This is a genomic window from Flavobacterium tyrosinilyticum (assembly GCF_023656565.1).
GTDB lineage: Bacteria > Bacteroidota > Bacteroidia > Flavobacteriales > Flavobacteriaceae > Flavobacterium > Flavobacterium tyrosinilyticum.
In genome coordinates, this window is the sequence record NZ_JAMOKG010000004.1 from 105,168 (window position 1) to 120,277 (window position 15,110).

A 15,110-nucleotide genomic window follows, 5' to 3' on the forward strand; every position below is an offset into this window, starting at 1 on the left:
TAACAAATTATTAGTAACCTCATTTTCAACTTCTTTTATTTTTGTTAGAGAAACTACTTTCATGAAAAACTATACTTTACTTGCCTTTTTATTATTTTCTATTTCCAATTTCGCCCAAATCAAAGGTACTGTAACCGATGAAAAGGGAAATCCGCTTCCATTTGTTTCTATTTTTCAAGAAGGCACCTATCGAGGCACCACTTCTAATGAACAAGGAAAATATCAGCTGAACGTAAAAGAAATTGCGGGAAGCACCATAATTTTTCAATATTTAGGCTATAAAACTCAAAAGAAAATTGTTCTCGCAGCAACAACAACAGTCATTTTGGATGTTCAGCTTCAAGAAGAAAGCTTCGCATTAAATGAAGTTGTAATCGATCCTAAAAATAATCCCGCAAATGCAATTATAAAAAGTGCCATTGCCAATAAAAAAGAAAACTCAGATAAAACAGGAAGATATACTGCTGACTTTTATTCAAAAGGAATGCTTAAAGTAAAAGATCTTCCTAAAAAAATTCTAGGCAAAAAAGTAGAATTGGGCAGCGATATGGGAGCTAATTTAGATTCGACCGGAACAGGGATTTTATATTTATCTGAAACAATATCTAAAGTTAGTCTTGAAAAGCCAAACAAGTTTAAAGAAAATATTATAGCTTCTAAAATTTCTGGAAATAATCGCGGCTACAGCTACAATACAGCAGCATTATCCAATTATGATTTTTATGATAATGCCTTAGATTTTGATGTTAAACTCATCTCTCCTATCGCAGACAATGCTTTTAATTACTACAAATACAAATTAGAAAGCACTTTTTACGACGATAACAATCAACAGATTAATAAAATTAAAGTTATTCCAAAACGCGATAAAGAACCCGTTTTTGAAGGTTACATTTATATTGTAGACGATAGTTTTGCCATTTATGCCATCGATTTAGAGATCAAAGGGTATAGAATGAAAAATGAATTTACTGAAATAATGAATCTAAAACAGAGTTTCAGTTATAACTCCAAAAATAAAATATGGTCCAAAAATGCGCAGACACTTTCTTTTAATGCGGGTATTTTTGGCGTAAAGTTTTCTGGAAATTTCAATTATGTTTATTCGAATTATGAATTTCCAGCGTCGTTTGAAAAGAAAACTTTCGGTAATGAACTGGTGGCTTTTGACCTCAATGCGAATAAAAAAGATGATGCTTTCTGGAATGAAATTCGTCCGATTCCGTTAACACTTGAAGAAAGCAGCGATTATGCTAAAAAAGACAGTCTGCAAACCATTAGAAAATCAAAAAAATACACCGATTCTATAGACGCAAAAAATAATAAATTTAAAGTTTGGGATGTTTTAATGGGTTATGATTATAAAAACACCTTCAAGAAATATTCTTTTGATTATAAAGGATTGCTAAATATTTCTTCTTTAAGTTTTAATACCGTTCAAGGTTTTAATCTGGATTCTGGTTTCTCTTTTAAAAGATGGAATGAAGAAAAAGGAACAAACACTTCGATAAGCACCACTTTTAATTATGGTTTTTCAGATGAGCGTTTTCGCGCAATTGGCGAATTTAGCCATCGATTCAATACAATCAATTACGCGACAATTTGGGGTTCTGGAGGAACAAAAACAGCGCAATTTAATAGCGCACAACCTATTTCTAATTTGATCAACTCTATAAGTTCTTTGTTTTTTAAAGACAACTATATGAAGCTGTACAACTTAGAATTTGTTGAAATTAATTACGGTCAAGATATTGCGAATGGAGTAAATCTTACCGGAAAAATTGGCTACGAACAGCGCAAACCACTTTTTAACACCACCGATTACTCATTCTTTAAAAAAGAGGACCTTTATTCTTCCAATAATCCGTTGGCTCCAGACGATTTTACAACTCCCGCTTTTGATCAGCATCATTTGTTTAAAGCGCTTGTGACAACAAGAATCAACTTTGGCAACAAATACATTTCAAGACCAGACGGCAGATTTAATTTTAAAGATGATAAATATCCGACCGTTTATTTAGCATTCGAAAAAGCATTCGCGGCAAGCGAAAAAAAGTACGAATACGAAAGAATAGGTGTTTCTGTTCAATATGATTTATCTCTTGGAAATAAAGGTCTTTTAGGAACCAATTTTAGAGGAGGCAAGTTCTTTAATGCAGAAAATATTTCGTTTATCGATTACAGACATTTCAACGGAAACCAAACCCATATAGGAACAAGCGAACGTTATTTGAATGTTTTTAATATGATGCCATACTATTCAAACAGTACAAATGACAGTTATTTTGAAATGCATACTGAATACAATGACACTGGTTTTATAATGAATAAAATTCCGTTATTGAATCTTTTAAAATCAACTATGAATATTGGTTTTCATGCTTTAGCGATTCCAGACAGAAAACCATATTCTGAATTCACTGTTGGTTTGGACAATTTAGGTTTCGGAAAATTTAAATTATTCCGAGTAGATTATGTGCATTCTTATCAAGGAGGAATTCAACAAAATGGTGTTGTGTTTGGATTGAAGATTTTGAATGCATTAGATTAGAAGATGCTAAGTTCTCTTTTAGTACTTAATACTAATTTTGTCAGACTGAGCGAAGTCGAAGCCCACGCAAAGATTTTCAATCTTAAAAAAAAATCTGCTTAATTTACAATCTAGTTTCAAGTAGATGGTAAATTAAGCAGATTTTTAAATTAATCTTTGTCAAAGTTTAAAACTTTGACAAAGAAAAAACTTAGAATCTCAGAATCTCAGAACCTTAGCATCTTTAACAATGATAATCATCTGGTTCAATATGTATTAAGACATTTCCTAACTGTGGAATTTGTTCTTTTAAAGTATCTTGCAATTTATGAGACAAATCGTGTCCTTCTTTTACTGAAATTTTTGCCGAAACTATGGCGTGAAGATCAACATGATAACGCATTCCTGCTTTACGAATAAAACATTTTTCGGTTCCAAGAATTCCTGGAACAGTTAAAGCGACAACACGAATTTCTTCTACTAAATCGTCATTTAGGTTTTCATCCATGATTTCGCCAAGCGCTGGTCTGAAAATTTTATAACTGTTATATAAGATAAAAAAAGCGGCAAAAAGCGCAGCCCAATCATCTGCAGATTCGTAGCCTTTGCCCATAATTAAGGCAATTGAAATTCCGATAAAAGCCGCTACAGACGTTATGGCATCACTTCTATGATGCCAAGCATCGGCTGCTAAAGACGAACTATTTGTTTGTTTGCTTCGTTTCATTACCAAACGAAAAGAATATTCTTTCCAGATAATAATTGCGCCTAAAACATATAGAGTCCAAGATTTTGGTAAATCGTGTGAAGTCCCAATATTAGCAATACTTTCGTAACCAATAATTGTTGCCGAAGTAATTAAAAATCCAACAACCAAAAACGTAATAAGAGGTTCTGCACGACCATGACCATAAGGATGATTTTCGTCTGCTGGTTTATTCGAATATTTGATTCCAAACAGTACCAAGAAGGACGCAAATATATCTGTCGTCGATTCAATCGCATCTGCAATCAAGGCATAAGAATTGCCAAAAAAACCTGCAAGACCTTTTACAAGGGCCAAGCAGGTGTTTCCAACTATACTAAAGATAGTAGCTTTTATAGCTTTTTGTTCGTTTGTCATTTAGACTATTTTTTTTTCGCCACGAATTCTCGAATTATTTTTTATAATCTTTGAAAATAAAAATTTGTGAATTCATGGCTATCAACTTTTTAAGCTCTCACGATTTTTGCACCGATTGCTCTCAAACGCTCGTCGATACGCTCGTATCCACGGTCGATTTGCTCGATATTTTGGATTGTACTTGTTCCTTTCGCAGAAAGCGCCGCAATCAATAATGAGATTCCTGCGCGAATATCAGGAGAAGACATTGTTGTTGCTTTCAATTGAGATTCGAAATTATGTCCCATAACCACAGCTCTGTGCGGATCACATAACATAATTTTTGCTCCCATATCAATTAGTTTATCTACGAAGAACAAACGGCTTTCGAACATTTTTTGGTGAATCAAAACGTCTCCTTTTGCTTGTGTTGCCACAACTAAAACGATACTTAATAAGTCAGGTGTAAATCCTGGCCATGGAGCATCAGCAATAGTTAAGATAGAACCGTCGATATCTGTTTTCACTTCATATCCGTCTTTGTGAGCAGGAATGTAAATATCGTCGTTACGTTTTTCGATTGTAATACCCAATTTTCTGAAAGTATTCGGAATCAAACCTAAATTTTCCCAGCTTACATTTTTGATTGTAATTTCGCTCTTTGTCATAGCCGCAAGACCAATCCAAGAACCAATTTCGATCATATCTGGTAAAATTCTGTGCTCGCAACCTCCAAGGCTTTCAACACCTTCGATAGTCAATAAGTTAGACCCTACTCCAGTGATTTTTGCTCCCATAGAGTTTAGCATTTTACACAATTGCTGTAAGTATGGCTCACAAGCAGCGTTGTAAACTGTAGTTGTTCCTTTTGCCAAAACTGCTGCCATTACAATGTTTGCAGTTCCAGTTACAGAAGCTTCGTCTAAAAGCATATCTGTTCCAGTTAAGCCCTCTTTTGGAGATTCTACTCCGTAAAAATGATCTTCTCTGTTATATCTGAATTTTGCTCCAAGGTTAATAAAACCTTCAAAGTGTGTATCTAATCTACGGCGACCGATTTTATCTCCTCCTGGTTTTGGAATATATCCTTTTCCGAAACGAGCCAAAAGCGGACCAACAATCATAATAGAACCACGAAGCGCTCCTCCTTCTTTTTTGAAAGCTTCGGTTTCTAAATATCCAACATTAACTTCGTCAGCTTGAAAAGTAATCGAACCTGGTTCGTTACGTTGAATTTTCACCCCTAAATTACCCAACAAAGTGATTAATTTATTGATGTCTATAATGTCAGGAATGTTATTAATTTTTACTTTCTCTCCTGTTAGAAGCACGGCACATAAAATTTGTAATGCCTCATTCTTTGCTCCTTGCGGAGTGATTTCTCCTTTTAAAGGAGTTCCTCCTTCGATTTTAAAAATTGCCATAGATTTCTTTTAGGTTCTTTCAAAGTTTCTAAGATTCTGAGATTCTAAGATTCTAAGTAAAAAAACTCAGCAACTTAGTAGCTTAGTAGCTTAGCAGCTTTTTTTATTTTTGTTTTTGTTTGTTTTTAAGCATCTAAGTAAAAAACCTTAGTAACTTAGAAGCTTAGCCTCTTAGCACCTTTTTTACTTTTGATTATTATTTTTTTGAAATGTCTTTTTTTGACCGCCTTTATTATTGTTTTTGTTATTCTGAGTTTTCGGCTGTATACCAGAAGCTGTTTTATTAGACATGCGTTTATTGGTACGCATTAAATCTGTAGTGTTTAACAATTCTTCAGTACTGTGCAATAAGTTGATTTTGCCTCCCGATAATTCAAATAAATGTTCAAAAATCACATCGTCTTTTACGGTATCTTTGTTCCAGCTTAGGAACGATTTTTTCATGTGATTGGCAATTACCATCACCAAAGCAGTTTTCATTTCGCCTTCTTCCCATTTATTAGCAACATCAATCATGTACTTAATGTTGTTTCCGTAAAATCTATATTTCGGGAAATTCTGAGGATATTGTAAAATCTCAGGTTTCAGTTGCAAAACATCTCTTGACGGAATCGGATATGGTGATTCAACATTTAGTTTAAAATCAGACATAATAAAAAGCTGATCCCAAAGTTTATGTTGAAAATCTGGAACATCGCGCAAATGCGGATTCAGACTTCCCATAACCTGAATGATATATTTTGCGGCTTTATTGCGCGTTTCATCATCTTCGATTGCAGTTGCCTGATCAATTAATTTTTGCAAATGACGACCGTACTCCGGAATAATTAAACGCTGTCTTTCAGAATTATATTCTAAATTGAAAACAACGTCACTTGCGGCTTCTCTTTTATATTTTTCGATCATAAGTTTATAATGAAACTATACCTTCTATTGTAGAAACTTCTTTGTATTTACTGATTACATCATCTGAGCTGTGCATAGTAACATCTACAGAAACGCTGGTAAATTTACCAGTTTTTGATTTTGTTGTTTTAATCACCGCTCCCATTCTATCGAAAGCTTTTTCAACACGCTCTACATTATCTGCTACAGAAGGTACAATAAATTTGTACAAATATTCTGCTGGCCAAGTGTTTGCGTTATCAAGCTCCACTTTTAATCTTTCGTAAAATTCGGCTGTATTTTTTTCTTTATCGTTCTCCATTCGTAATTAAAAATAAACGCAAATATACGGTTTTTGATTTTAGATTTTTTATATTTTTTCTTCGAAAAAAGGTTCAAAGTTACAAAGTTACAAAGGTGCAGAGAAAAAAGCTTGGGAAGATTATTTCATTGTAAATTTTACGCTTATATTTGAGAAAATAATCCGCAGAAATCTCTCGCAAAGTCGCAGAGTCGCAAAGTTTTTTTACTAATTAAGCTTTTAAGAAATTACTTTGCGTCTCTGCGACTTTGCGAGATTAAAAAATACTATAATGAAAAAACTCCTTTTACTTTTTATCGCTTTAACAATAAATTCAATTCAAGCACAAGAAGTTAAAACACTGACTTATTTCCAAAACGACACTTTAAAACTGGATTTAGACTTATATCTGCCAAAGAAAAAAGTAGGCGAAAAAATTCCTTTAATTATGTTTGCTTTCGGTGGCGGATTTTCGGGCGGAGAACGCACAAGCGAAAAAGAGTTCGGAAAATTTATGGCTCAAAACGGTTATGCCGTTGCCAGTATTTCGTACAGTTTATATATGAAAGGAAAAGATTTTGGCTGTAAAGGAACTTTAACCGAAAAAATAAAAGCAATTCAGATTGGCGTAAGTGATATGTGGCAGGCGACAGCTTTCTTAGTTGAGAATGCTGATAAATATAATCTTAATACTTCAAAAATCTTTATTTCTGGAATTAGTGCCGGAGCAGAAATTGGTTTCCACGCTTCGTTCTGGGATTATAAATTAATGAATTTATACAAAAGCAATCTCCCTGAAAACTTTAAATATAAAGGTTTCATCGGAGGTTCAGGAGCGATTCAGGATATTAATTTGATTACAAAAGAAAAAGCAATTCCGATGTTGTTGGCGCACGGAAGCAATGATGACACAGTTCCTTACGCTGCAGGTTCACACCGTTCTTGCCCAACAAATGCTTCTGGCTGGCTGATTCTTTTTGGTTCCTATGCCGTTTTTAATCAAATGAACGATTTGCATAAAGACATCGAACTGATTACTTTTTGCGGTGGCGGACATGAATTCTCTGGTTATCTTTTTCATGAAGGACAACAATATGTTTTAGATTTTGTGAATGATGTTCTGAAGGGGAAAAAGTTCCAATCGCATTTGATTGTTCCTTCTAAAAAAGGGAAAGGTTCTGGGAAGTATTTGTTTTGTGAGTAATTCTTAAAACAAAGACAATGAATGTTTCCTATAAAAATTTTGAAATTGAAGTTATTAACGATAAAAATTATGTTTTAAATTCAAGCAATAATTTACATCAATATCAAAAAGCTTATTGTGAAGAAAATGAATTTCGTTCTAGTAGTAAGCACGCTGTCATTATTAAAGAACATGGAATCGAGATTTCAAGTGCGATAATTTGTGAAACTGAGGGCGCAACAGGAATACATGAAAACTCATGCATTATTGAAGATGATAAAATATGGATTCTAGTTTCCAATAAAATTTACTGTTTAAAGATTCCTTCATTAGAAATTATATGGCTGAAAGAGTTTGATCAATTTACCAACTTTTGTCTTTACAAACTTGAAGAAGATTTGCTTATTCATGGAGAATTGGAAATTTTCAGAATAACAAAAAATGGAGAGATTATTTGGAGTTTTGGAGGAAGAGATATTTGGGTAAATCCTGAAGGCAACGAAGAGCTTACTATTGAAGATAATACTATACTTTTAGTAGATTTTGAATCTAACAGATATATTCTTGATTTTGACGGAAAATTATTAGAAGACATCCCAAAACACTAAAAAAGAAATAGCAACAAATATTTGGCTAAAGCCAAGATCTACAAATCATTCAACCCGTTGGTTAAAACCAAGGGCAATTCAAATAAAAACTGCTCCAGCGGAGCTAAATATTTGTATTTAAAATTCAGTTTCCTGCAAGGTTTTCAAAACCTTGTAGATGTTATTTTTTCTCTTTCCACCTATTAATAAGTCATATTTAGAAACCTACAAGGTTTTGAAAACCTTGCAGGAGAAAAAAACACAAAATAATTCCAAAAACAAAACCATCCCTCCTTTTTAGCCCTGATGGAAGCGGAAATCCTTTTGCTTTTTCCTTTAAAAAGCAAAAGATTGCAGCGGACAGCAGGAACCCATGACTGCAAAAAATGCTAAATCTTTCGCTTCAAGTAAATATTCTTTTTAATTATAAATAAGTTTAGGTAAATTTGCGCTTTATTTTTAGAATAGTGCAAAAAGAAATTATAGTCTTGCTTGGCGGACCTGGTACTGGAAAATCAACACTTATTAACGAATTGGTAGCTCGTGGCTTTTGTTGCTATCCAGAAATCTCTAGACAGGTTACCATGAAAGCGCAAGAACAAGGCATTGAGCAGTTGTTTCTAGAACAGCCGCTTTTGTTTAGCGAAATGTTATTGGAAGGTCGTATTGACCAATACAAAAATGCTCTTGAAGAACCTGATAATGTGGTTTTTATTGATAGAGGAATTCCAGATGTGGTAGCTTATATGGATTATATTGGCGATGAATATCCGGAAAGTTTCGTTAAAGCTTGCGAAGATTATAAATATTCTAAAACTTTTATTTTACCGCCTTGGGAAGAAATTTACCAAAGTGATTCTGAACGTTATGAAAATTTTGATCAGGCAGTAAAAATCCAAGAGCACCTTGTTGAAACTTACAAAAAATATGGTTACGAACTGATTGAAGTTCCTAAAGATACAGTTGAAAACAGAATTCTTTATATCTTAGACAAAATTTAGCGGCATGGTTTAAAGTTGCAAAACTAGAAACTGTTTTCTAAATTTTTAACTTTAAAACCAAAGCAATGCTCGGAGCACAGGATATTCTTCTAAAATACTGGAAACACGACAGTTTTAGACCGTTGCAAAAAGAAATTATCGATTCGGTTCTGGAAGGACAGGATACTTTTGCCGTACTTCCTACGGGCGGCGGAAAATCAATTTGTTTTCAGGTTCCGGCCATGATGCAAGAAGGAATCTGTCTCGTTATTTCGCCTTTGATTGCCTTAATGAAAGATCAGGTGATGAATCTGCAGAAAAGAGACATCAAAGCGATTGCGCTTACGGGCGGAATTCATACCGAAGAACTGATTGATCTTTTGGACAATTGCCAGTACGGAAATTATAAATTTCTCTACTTATCACCAGAGCGTTTGCAATCGGATTGGATTCTGGAACGTATTAAAAACTTGCCTATCAATTTAATTGCTATTGACGAAGCGCATTGTGTTTCGCAATGGGGTCATGATTTTAGGCCCGCGTATCTTAAAATTTCAGAACTAAAAAAATTCTTTCCGAAAATTCCGTTTTTAGCTTTGACTGCGACAGCAACTCCGAGAGTTATTGACGATATTAGAACGCAATTAGAATTAAAAAATCCAAGACATTTTCAACAATCATTTGAGCGAAAAAATATCGCTTATATGGTTTTTGAAGTGGAAGATAAATTATACCGCACCGAACAGATTCTTAAAAAAAATCCGCAACCTTCTATTATATATGTACGAAATCGCAAAGCATGCTTAAATATGTCTTCGCAATTGCAATCATTAGGATTTACATCAACGTATTATCACGGCGGACTTTCATCTAAAGAAAAGGACAAAAACATGCAGTTGTGGATGTCTGAGCAAGCGCAAGTTATTGTTGCTACGAATGCTTTCGGAATGGGAATTGACAAAGACAATGTAAAAACCGTTATTCATACTCAACTTCCAGAAAACTTAGAAAATTATTATCAAGAATCTGGACGCGCAGGACGAAATGGCGCAAAAGCTTTTTCGGTTCTTTTGTATAATAATTCAGATTCTATTCAGACGGAGCAGCAATTTTTAAATATTTTGCCCGACAAAAAGTTTCTGAAAACGATGTACAACAAACTTTGCAACTACTTTCAGATTGCTTACGGAGAAGGTTTAGACGAAACTTTTTCTTTCAAACTGAATCATTTTTGCAATAAGTACGACTTCCCTACTCTTAAAACCTACAATGCTTTACAGTTTCTGAATCAGCAGGGAATTATTACCATGTCTCAGGAGTTTTCAGAGAAAATCAATATTCAGTTTTTGATCGAATCTAAAGAAGTGATTCGATACATGAGCTTAAACCCAAATGACGAAGAAATCATTTTGGCCATTCTAAGAACGTATCCAGGAGTTTACGATGTAAAATCTAATTTAAACTTGGGATTGATTGCTAAAAAATCAAATCGTTCGGAAGAACAGATTCTTGTTGTTTTAGAAAAATTAAAGGAAAAAGAAATTATTGAATATAAATCTAAAAATAACGACGCTACAATTTTATTTAATGAAGTCCGAGAAGATGACCATACTATAAATAGAGTTTCGAAATATTTAGAAAAACAGAATGAAGTTAAAAAAGAACAGCTTTTATCGGTTCTTCATTATATAAAAGACAATAAAACCTGCAAAAACAGATTGGTTTTGGATTATTTTGGAGAAGAAACAAAAGAAAACTGCGGTATCTGTTCGTACTGCATTACACTAAAAGGAAAAATTACCGAAGCCGATTCCATTGCAGATAAGATTTTATCTTTACTCAGAACCGCTTCTCTAACTTCGAGAGAAATAGAAAATCAGATAAAAATGGACACAAAAGACATTTTATCGGTTCTTCAGGAATTGCTCGAAAACAATCATATCATTATACAAGCGAATAATAAATACACTTTAAAATCATAATGGAGAAATTGAGAATTATATTTATGGGAACACCAGAATTTGCCGTTGGCATTTTGGACACCATTATTAAAAATAACTATGATGTTGTTAGCGTAATTACCGCTGCAGATAAACCAGCAGGACGCGGACAAAAAATAAAATATTCGGCTGTAAAAGAATATGCACTTGCCAACAACCTTACTTTATTACAGCCAACCAATTTAAAAGACGACAGTTTCTTAGCCGAATTAAAAGCTTTAAATGCCAATTTACAAATTGTAGTTGCTTTTAGAATGCTGCCAAAAGTGGTTTGGGAAATGCCAAGTTTAGGGACTTTTAATCTTCATGCCTCTTTATTACCAAATTACCGCGGGGCCGCTCCTATTAACTGGGCTATTATTAATGGAGAAACTAAAACTGGTGTTACAACATTCTTTATTGATGATAAAATTGATACTGGAGCTATGATTTTAAATTCTGAAATCAATATTGAACCCGAAGAAACGGCAGGTCAATTGCACGATCGTTTAATGCATTTAGGAAGCACAACTGTAATTGACACTTTAAAAGTTATTGAAAGCGGAAATGTTACCACAACAATTCAAGAAGACAACGACGATATTAAAACCGCTTATAAATTAAACAAAGAAAACTGCAAAATCGATTGGACCAAATCTGGCGCAGAAATTAATAACTTAATCCGTGGATTAAGTCCGTATCCTGCATCTTGGTGTTATTTAAAAGATCAAAATGAAGAATTAAACATCAAAATTTACGAAGCCAAACTAGTCTCAGAATCACACTCTTATGAGATTGGAAAGCTAATTAGCACTAAAAAAGAAATCAAGATTGCAATAAAAGAGGGCTTTATTCAGTTATTAAGTCTACAATTTCCAGGAAAAAAGAGAATGCTTGCTTCAGAATTATTAAATGGAGTGAGTTTTTCAGAAGCTGCAAAAGTGTATTAAGGTCAGTAAAACAGGGGTTTGTACCTGTTTTTCATCGATGAACAACACTCTTTATGAACAAAAAAAGCAAGTTATTAACAATTTTTGCTAAAAATAAAGAAAACACTTGCACGCAACGGATTTCCTACTAAATTTGTGTATTAACAATTTTTTTTAACCAACAATTAATAACTAATTATTATGAACAAATCAGAATTAATCGATGCTATCGCTGCTGATGCAGGAATTACAAAAGCTGCGGCGAAATTAGCTTTAGAGTCTTTTTTAGGTAATGTAGGAACTACTTTGAAAAAAGGTGGAAGAGTTTCATTAGTAGGTTTCGGATCATGGTCAGTATCTTCAAGAGCTGCTAGAGACGGTAGAAACCCTCAAACAGGAAAAACTATCAAAATCGCAGCTAAAAACGTTGTAAAATTTAAAGCTGGTGCTGAATTAGAAGGTGCAGTGAACTAACTAAGAAAGTTCTTTAAACTTATAATATAATTAAAACCTTCCTTCTGGAAGGTTTTTTTATGCGGTTTAACGATTTTTTTTGTGATTTTAATTTTTTTATGATTAAATTTAATAAAAATTGTAACCGTATGATTTCAGAAAAATTAAAAAAAGGACACCTGCTTATTGCCGAGCCTTCAATAATTGGAGATTTATCTTTTAATAGATCGGTAATTTTATTAGCAGACCATAACAAAGAAGGATCAATAGGTTTTATAATTAACAAGCCATTAAAATATACGATTAATGACTTGATTCCTGAAATTGATGCTAACTTTAAGATATATAACGGCGGCCCTGTAGAACAAGACAACCTTTATTTTATTCACAATATTCCTGAGTTAATCCCAAATAGTGTTGAGATTTCAAACGGGATTTATTGGGGTGGCGATTTTGAGTCAACCAAAGACTTAATAAACAACGGATCTATTAGTAAAAATAATATTCGTTTTTTCTTAGGCTACACTGGTTGGGAAGAAAATCAGCTTGAGAATGAAATGCAGGGAAACTCTTGGATTATTGCTGATAATAATTACAAAAATAAAATTATCGGAAAATCTACTACCCATTTTTGGAAAGAGCAGATTATTGAGCTTGGCGGCGATTATCTTATTTGGTCTAACGCACCTGAAAATCCATATCTGAATTAATTTTCAGAGATGGATTCATTTAGTCGTTGCACTAATAAATGAGCCAGATTTGCTGTAAACTCTTTTTTTCGATATTTGGTTATCGGCTGTATTCCCATGATTACATTAGTTAGAAATAATTCGTCTGCTTTTTGAAGATCAAACGGCGAAATTATTTCTTCTGATACTTCTATACCTTCTATTTTTTTCGCTAGAGCTAAAATCTGTTTACGCATAATTCCGTTTAAAGCACCTTCTGAAACCGGAGGCGTAATAAGCTTGTTACCCATTACCATAAAAATATTTCCCTGAAGTGCTTCCACAACATTTTTACTATCATTCAGTAAGATACAATTGGCCAAGTCATTTTCACTCGCGTAAATACTTCCTGTAATATTAATTATCTTATTTGTCGTTTTAAGAGAAGATAATAATTGTTTTGTCACATAGAAGTCTTTATACAAATCTACTTCGTATTCGTTTGTATTTATACTGTACGCTTTATTTCCAAGAGAAATGGCGTTGATTAAGAATGAAATATCATTGCTTTTTGGAAGATATAAACCGCCATCATTTCTAAAAACGGTAATTCTTGCTCGTGCTGAAGCCTCAATTCCTTGTTCTTTTACCAAGTTAAGAATCTGCTCTTCAAAATATTCCATAGTAAAATCCATCGGAATCATCATTCTAACCACACGCATTGAAGCCATTAATCTAAAATAATGATCTTCAAGGAACAAGATTTTCCCATTGACAATTTTTACTGTTTCGAATATTCCGTCACCATACAAAAAAGCGCGATTTAGAGTTAACATATTGTCTTCCTGCGCTATATTTCCGTTAAAATTAATCATAAAAAAACCCTGAATTTTGTTCAGGGCAAATATAAGGTATAAAATAGACTTTTACTAAACAGATCCTATAAGATGTTTTAGATCTGAGATCTGATTCTCCCACAATTGTTTAGCTTCGCCTAATTCATCTTTATCGGCAAAATCGACTACCATAAGCGATACATCTTTAGTCAATTCATCGACTAAAATATGAAGTTCAAAAAAGTACTCAGTATCTTTACTGCTATCATCAACCCATTTGAATTTTACTTTTTCTCCAGATTTTTTTGAAGCCAGACGCGCTTTTTCTTGTGAATCATTCCACATAAAGGTAAAAAATTCACCTCTTGAATTAACATTGTCAGCAAACCATTCTTGTAAACCTGACGGAGTTGATATATATTGATACAATAATTGCGGCGAAGAATTGATCGGAAACTCTATTTCGTAACGTATTTTTGAATCCATGTGCTACTTTAATTTTTTTCGAAATATAAGAATATATGTCCAAAAACAATGCATTTTTAAAAATATTTTTTTTTCTTCATTTTATGCTTGTATGCTTTAATAATATTTATATCTTTGCACCCGCAATCAGGAATTCATGATAGCAGTCCAGGCGAGGTAGCTCAGTTGGTTAGAGCGCAGGATTCATAACCCTGAGGTCACGGGTTCAACTCCCGTCCTCGCTACTTAGAAGGTAAAACCCTTAAACAGAAATGTTTAAGGGTTTTTTATTATTTTTAAATAAAAAACAGTCCTAATTTTATGGAAGGCGAAATAAATTTAAATACTATTTTGGAGAATCTTAATCCTATTCTTAATGAAGGGAAATATGTTTTTACAAAAGTAGATTCTCTAGAACAAGTTCCTTTTTCAAAAATTTTGTTTCTATTTAAAGAAAAAGAAGGGATTACTGTAGTATTAGAAAAACATTTTGCAGAAGAGCTTAATCTTCATTTCTCTTATATTGCTTCTTGGATTACTTTAGAAGTTCATTCTTCTTTAGCCGCTGTGGGTTTAACCGCTGCATTTTCTCAAGCACTAGGAAATGCCAATATTAGTTGCAATGTAGTTGCCGCCTATTTACACGACCATATATTTGTTGATGAAAATGACGCTCTGAAAGCAATGGATGTACTTCTGAAATTGAAAGAAGAAAATAAAAATTCTTTGTAATTAAAAAATCAAAAAATAAGCATAAAAACTGCCATTAAAATAGTTATTTTGCAGAG

General features: G+C 33.3%; 15 protein-coding genes and 1 tRNA gene. 10 read left to right on the plus strand and 6 right to left on the minus strand.

Annotated features, from left to right (window positions below; translation table 11 throughout):
* The first annotated feature begins 61 nt into the window (after window positions 1–61).
* Window positions 62–2,551 carry a DUF5686 and carboxypeptidase regulatory-like domain-containing protein gene (locus NCC77_RS20600; RefSeq protein ID WP_250837266.1) on the plus strand — a complete coding sequence of 830 codons (2,490 nt, stop codon included), beginning with the start codon at window positions 62–64 and terminating at the stop codon, window positions 2,549–2,551.
* A gap of 223 nt (window positions 2,552–2,774) precedes the next feature.
* Here NCC77_RS20600 and NCC77_RS20605 read toward each other — a convergent pair whose 3' ends face one another.
* From NCC77_RS20605 to NCC77_RS20620, 4 genes are all read right to left on the minus strand, one after another.
* Window positions 2,775–3,653, minus strand: coding sequence for a cation diffusion facilitator family transporter (locus NCC77_RS20605; protein ID WP_250837267.1), 879 nt, complete (start codon window positions 3,651–3,653; stop codon window positions 2,775–2,777).
* 89 nt (window positions 3,654–3,742) lie between these two features.
* Window positions 3,743–5,056, minus strand: coding sequence for a UDP-N-acetylglucosamine 1-carboxyvinyltransferase (murA, locus tag NCC77_RS20610; RefSeq protein WP_250837268.1), 1,314 nt, complete (start codon window positions 5,054–5,056; stop codon window positions 3,743–3,745).
* Window positions 5,057–5,239: 183 nt separating this feature from the next.
* A complete protein-coding gene (locus NCC77_RS20615; RefSeq protein WP_250837269.1) occupies window positions 5,240–5,962 on the minus strand; it encodes a DUF4290 domain-containing protein in 723 nt (240 codons plus the stop codon).
* A 4-nt stretch (window positions 5,963–5,966) separates the two neighbouring features.
* A complete protein-coding gene (locus NCC77_RS20620; RefSeq protein WP_066033683.1) occupies window positions 5,967–6,263 on the minus strand; it encodes a DUF493 family protein in 297 nt (98 codons plus the stop codon).
* Window positions 6,264–6,534: 271 nt separating this feature from the next.
* Here NCC77_RS20620 and NCC77_RS20625 point away from each other — a divergent pair, with 271 nt between their 5' ends.
* The 7 genes from NCC77_RS20625 to NCC77_RS20655 all read left to right on the plus strand — a co-directional run bounded on the left by NCC77_RS20625 (window position 6,535) and on the right by NCC77_RS20655 (window position 13,063).
* A complete protein-coding gene (locus NCC77_RS20625) occupies window positions 6,535–7,446 on the plus strand; it encodes an alpha/beta hydrolase family protein (protein ID WP_250837270.1) in 912 nt (303 codons plus the stop codon).
* Between the two features lie 17 nt (window positions 7,447–7,463).
* Window positions 7,464–8,033 (plus strand): hypothetical protein, encoded by a 570-nt coding sequence (locus tag NCC77_RS20630; RefSeq protein WP_250837271.1) that lies wholly within the window; start codon window positions 7,464–7,466, stop codon window positions 8,031–8,033.
* A gap of 446 nt (window positions 8,034–8,479) precedes the next feature.
* Window positions 8,480–9,013 (plus strand): AAA family ATPase, encoded by a 534-nt coding sequence (locus tag NCC77_RS20635; protein ID WP_250837272.1) that lies wholly within the window; start codon window positions 8,480–8,482, stop codon window positions 9,011–9,013.
* 65 nt (window positions 9,014–9,078) lie between these two features.
* Complete coding sequence (locus NCC77_RS20640) at window positions 9,079–10,974, plus strand: RecQ family ATP-dependent DNA helicase (RefSeq protein ID WP_250837273.1); 1,896 nt, start codon at window positions 9,079–9,081, stop codon at window positions 10,972–10,974.
* On the plus strand, window positions 10,974–11,921 hold the full coding sequence (fmt, locus tag NCC77_RS20645; protein ID WP_250837274.1) for a methionyl-tRNA formyltransferase: 948 nt from the start codon (window positions 10,974–10,976) through the stop codon (window positions 11,919–11,921). Before NCC77_RS20640 ends, fmt begins: the two co-directional genes overlap by 1 nt.
* Window positions 11,922–12,101: 180 nt before the next feature.
* Window positions 12,102–12,374: an HU family DNA-binding protein gene (locus NCC77_RS20650; protein ID WP_008464760.1), complete on the plus strand. Its 273-nt coding sequence runs from the start codon at window positions 12,102–12,104 to the stop codon at window positions 12,372–12,374.
* A 128-nt stretch (window positions 12,375–12,502) separates the two neighbouring features.
* On the plus strand, window positions 12,503–13,063 hold the full coding sequence (locus NCC77_RS20655) for a YqgE/AlgH family protein (RefSeq protein WP_008464759.1): 561 nt from the start codon (window positions 12,503–12,505) through the stop codon (window positions 13,061–13,063).
* Here the strand turns inward: NCC77_RS20655 and NCC77_RS20660 are convergent.
* Both NCC77_RS20660 and NCC77_RS20665 read right to left on the minus strand, forming a co-directional pair.
* Window positions 13,060–13,896: an aminotransferase class IV gene (locus NCC77_RS20660; protein ID WP_250837275.1), complete on the minus strand. Its 837-nt coding sequence runs from the start codon at window positions 13,894–13,896 to the stop codon at window positions 13,060–13,062. The two genes, NCC77_RS20655 and NCC77_RS20660, sit on opposite strands and share 4 nt — an antisense overlap.
* 54 nt (window positions 13,897–13,950) lie before the next feature.
* On the minus strand, window positions 13,951–14,343 hold the full coding sequence (locus NCC77_RS20665) for an START-like domain-containing protein (RefSeq protein ID WP_095929482.1): 393 nt from the start codon (window positions 14,341–14,343) through the stop codon (window positions 13,951–13,953).
* Window positions 14,344–14,493: 150 nt separating this feature from the next.
* Between NCC77_RS20665 and NCC77_RS20670 the strand changes: the two genes are divergently transcribed.
* Window positions 14,494–14,567 (plus strand) — tRNA-Met (locus tag NCC77_RS20670).
* Between the two features lie 76 nt (window positions 14,568–14,643).
* Window positions 14,644–15,054 carry an ACT domain-containing protein gene (locus NCC77_RS20675; RefSeq protein ID WP_250837276.1) on the plus strand — a complete coding sequence of 137 codons (411 nt, stop codon included), beginning with the start codon at window positions 14,644–14,646 and terminating at the stop codon, window positions 15,052–15,054.
* Window positions 15,055–15,110 lie beyond the last annotated feature (56 nt).

What these genes read in the sequence shown, in the direction of transcription:
- NCC77_RS20600 (WP_250837266.1), top strand. Translation starts at nt 62, where the DNA reads ATGAAAAACTATACTTTACTTGCCTTTTTATTATTTTCTATTTCCAAT.
- NCC77_RS20605 (WP_250837267.1), bottom strand. Translation starts at nt 3,653, where the DNA reads ATGACAAACGAACAAAAAGCTATAAAAGCTACTATCTTTAGTATAGTT.
- murA (WP_250837268.1), bottom strand. Translation starts at nt 5,056, where the DNA reads ATGGCAATTTTTAAAATCGAAGGAGGAACTCCTTTAAAAGGAGAAATC.
- NCC77_RS20615 (WP_250837269.1), bottom strand. Translation starts at nt 5,962, where the DNA reads ATGATCGAAAAATATAAAAGAGAAGCCGCAAGTGACGTTGTTTTCAAT.
- NCC77_RS20620 (WP_066033683.1), bottom strand. Translation starts at nt 6,263, where the DNA reads ATGGAGAACGATAAAGAAAAAAATACAGCCGAATTTTACGAAAGATTA.
- NCC77_RS20625 (WP_250837270.1), top strand. Translation starts at nt 6,535, where the DNA reads ATGAAAAAACTCCTTTTACTTTTTATCGCTTTAACAATAAATTCAATT.
- NCC77_RS20630 (WP_250837271.1), top strand. Translation starts at nt 7,464, where the DNA reads ATGAATGTTTCCTATAAAAATTTTGAAATTGAAGTTATTAACGATAAA.
- NCC77_RS20640 (WP_250837273.1), top strand. Translation starts at nt 9,079, where the DNA reads ATGCTCGGAGCACAGGATATTCTTCTAAAATACTGGAAACACGACAGT.
- fmt (WP_250837274.1), top strand. Translation starts at nt 10,974, where the DNA reads ATGGAGAAATTGAGAATTATATTTATGGGAACACCAGAATTTGCCGTT.
- NCC77_RS20650 (WP_008464760.1), top strand. Translation starts at nt 12,102, where the DNA reads ATGAACAAATCAGAATTAATCGATGCTATCGCTGCTGATGCAGGAATT.
- NCC77_RS20655 (WP_008464759.1), top strand. Translation starts at nt 12,503, where the DNA reads ATGATTTCAGAAAAATTAAAAAAAGGACACCTGCTTATTGCCGAGCCT.
- NCC77_RS20660 (WP_250837275.1), bottom strand. Translation starts at nt 13,896, where the DNA reads ATGATTAATTTTAACGGAAATATAGCGCAGGAAGACAATATGTTAACT.
- NCC77_RS20665 (WP_095929482.1), bottom strand. Translation starts at nt 14,343, where the DNA reads ATGGATTCAAAAATACGTTACGAAATAGAGTTTCCGATCAATTCTTCG.
- NCC77_RS20675 (WP_250837276.1), top strand. Translation starts at nt 14,644, where the DNA reads ATGGAAGGCGAAATAAATTTAAATACTATTTTGGAGAATCTTAATCCT.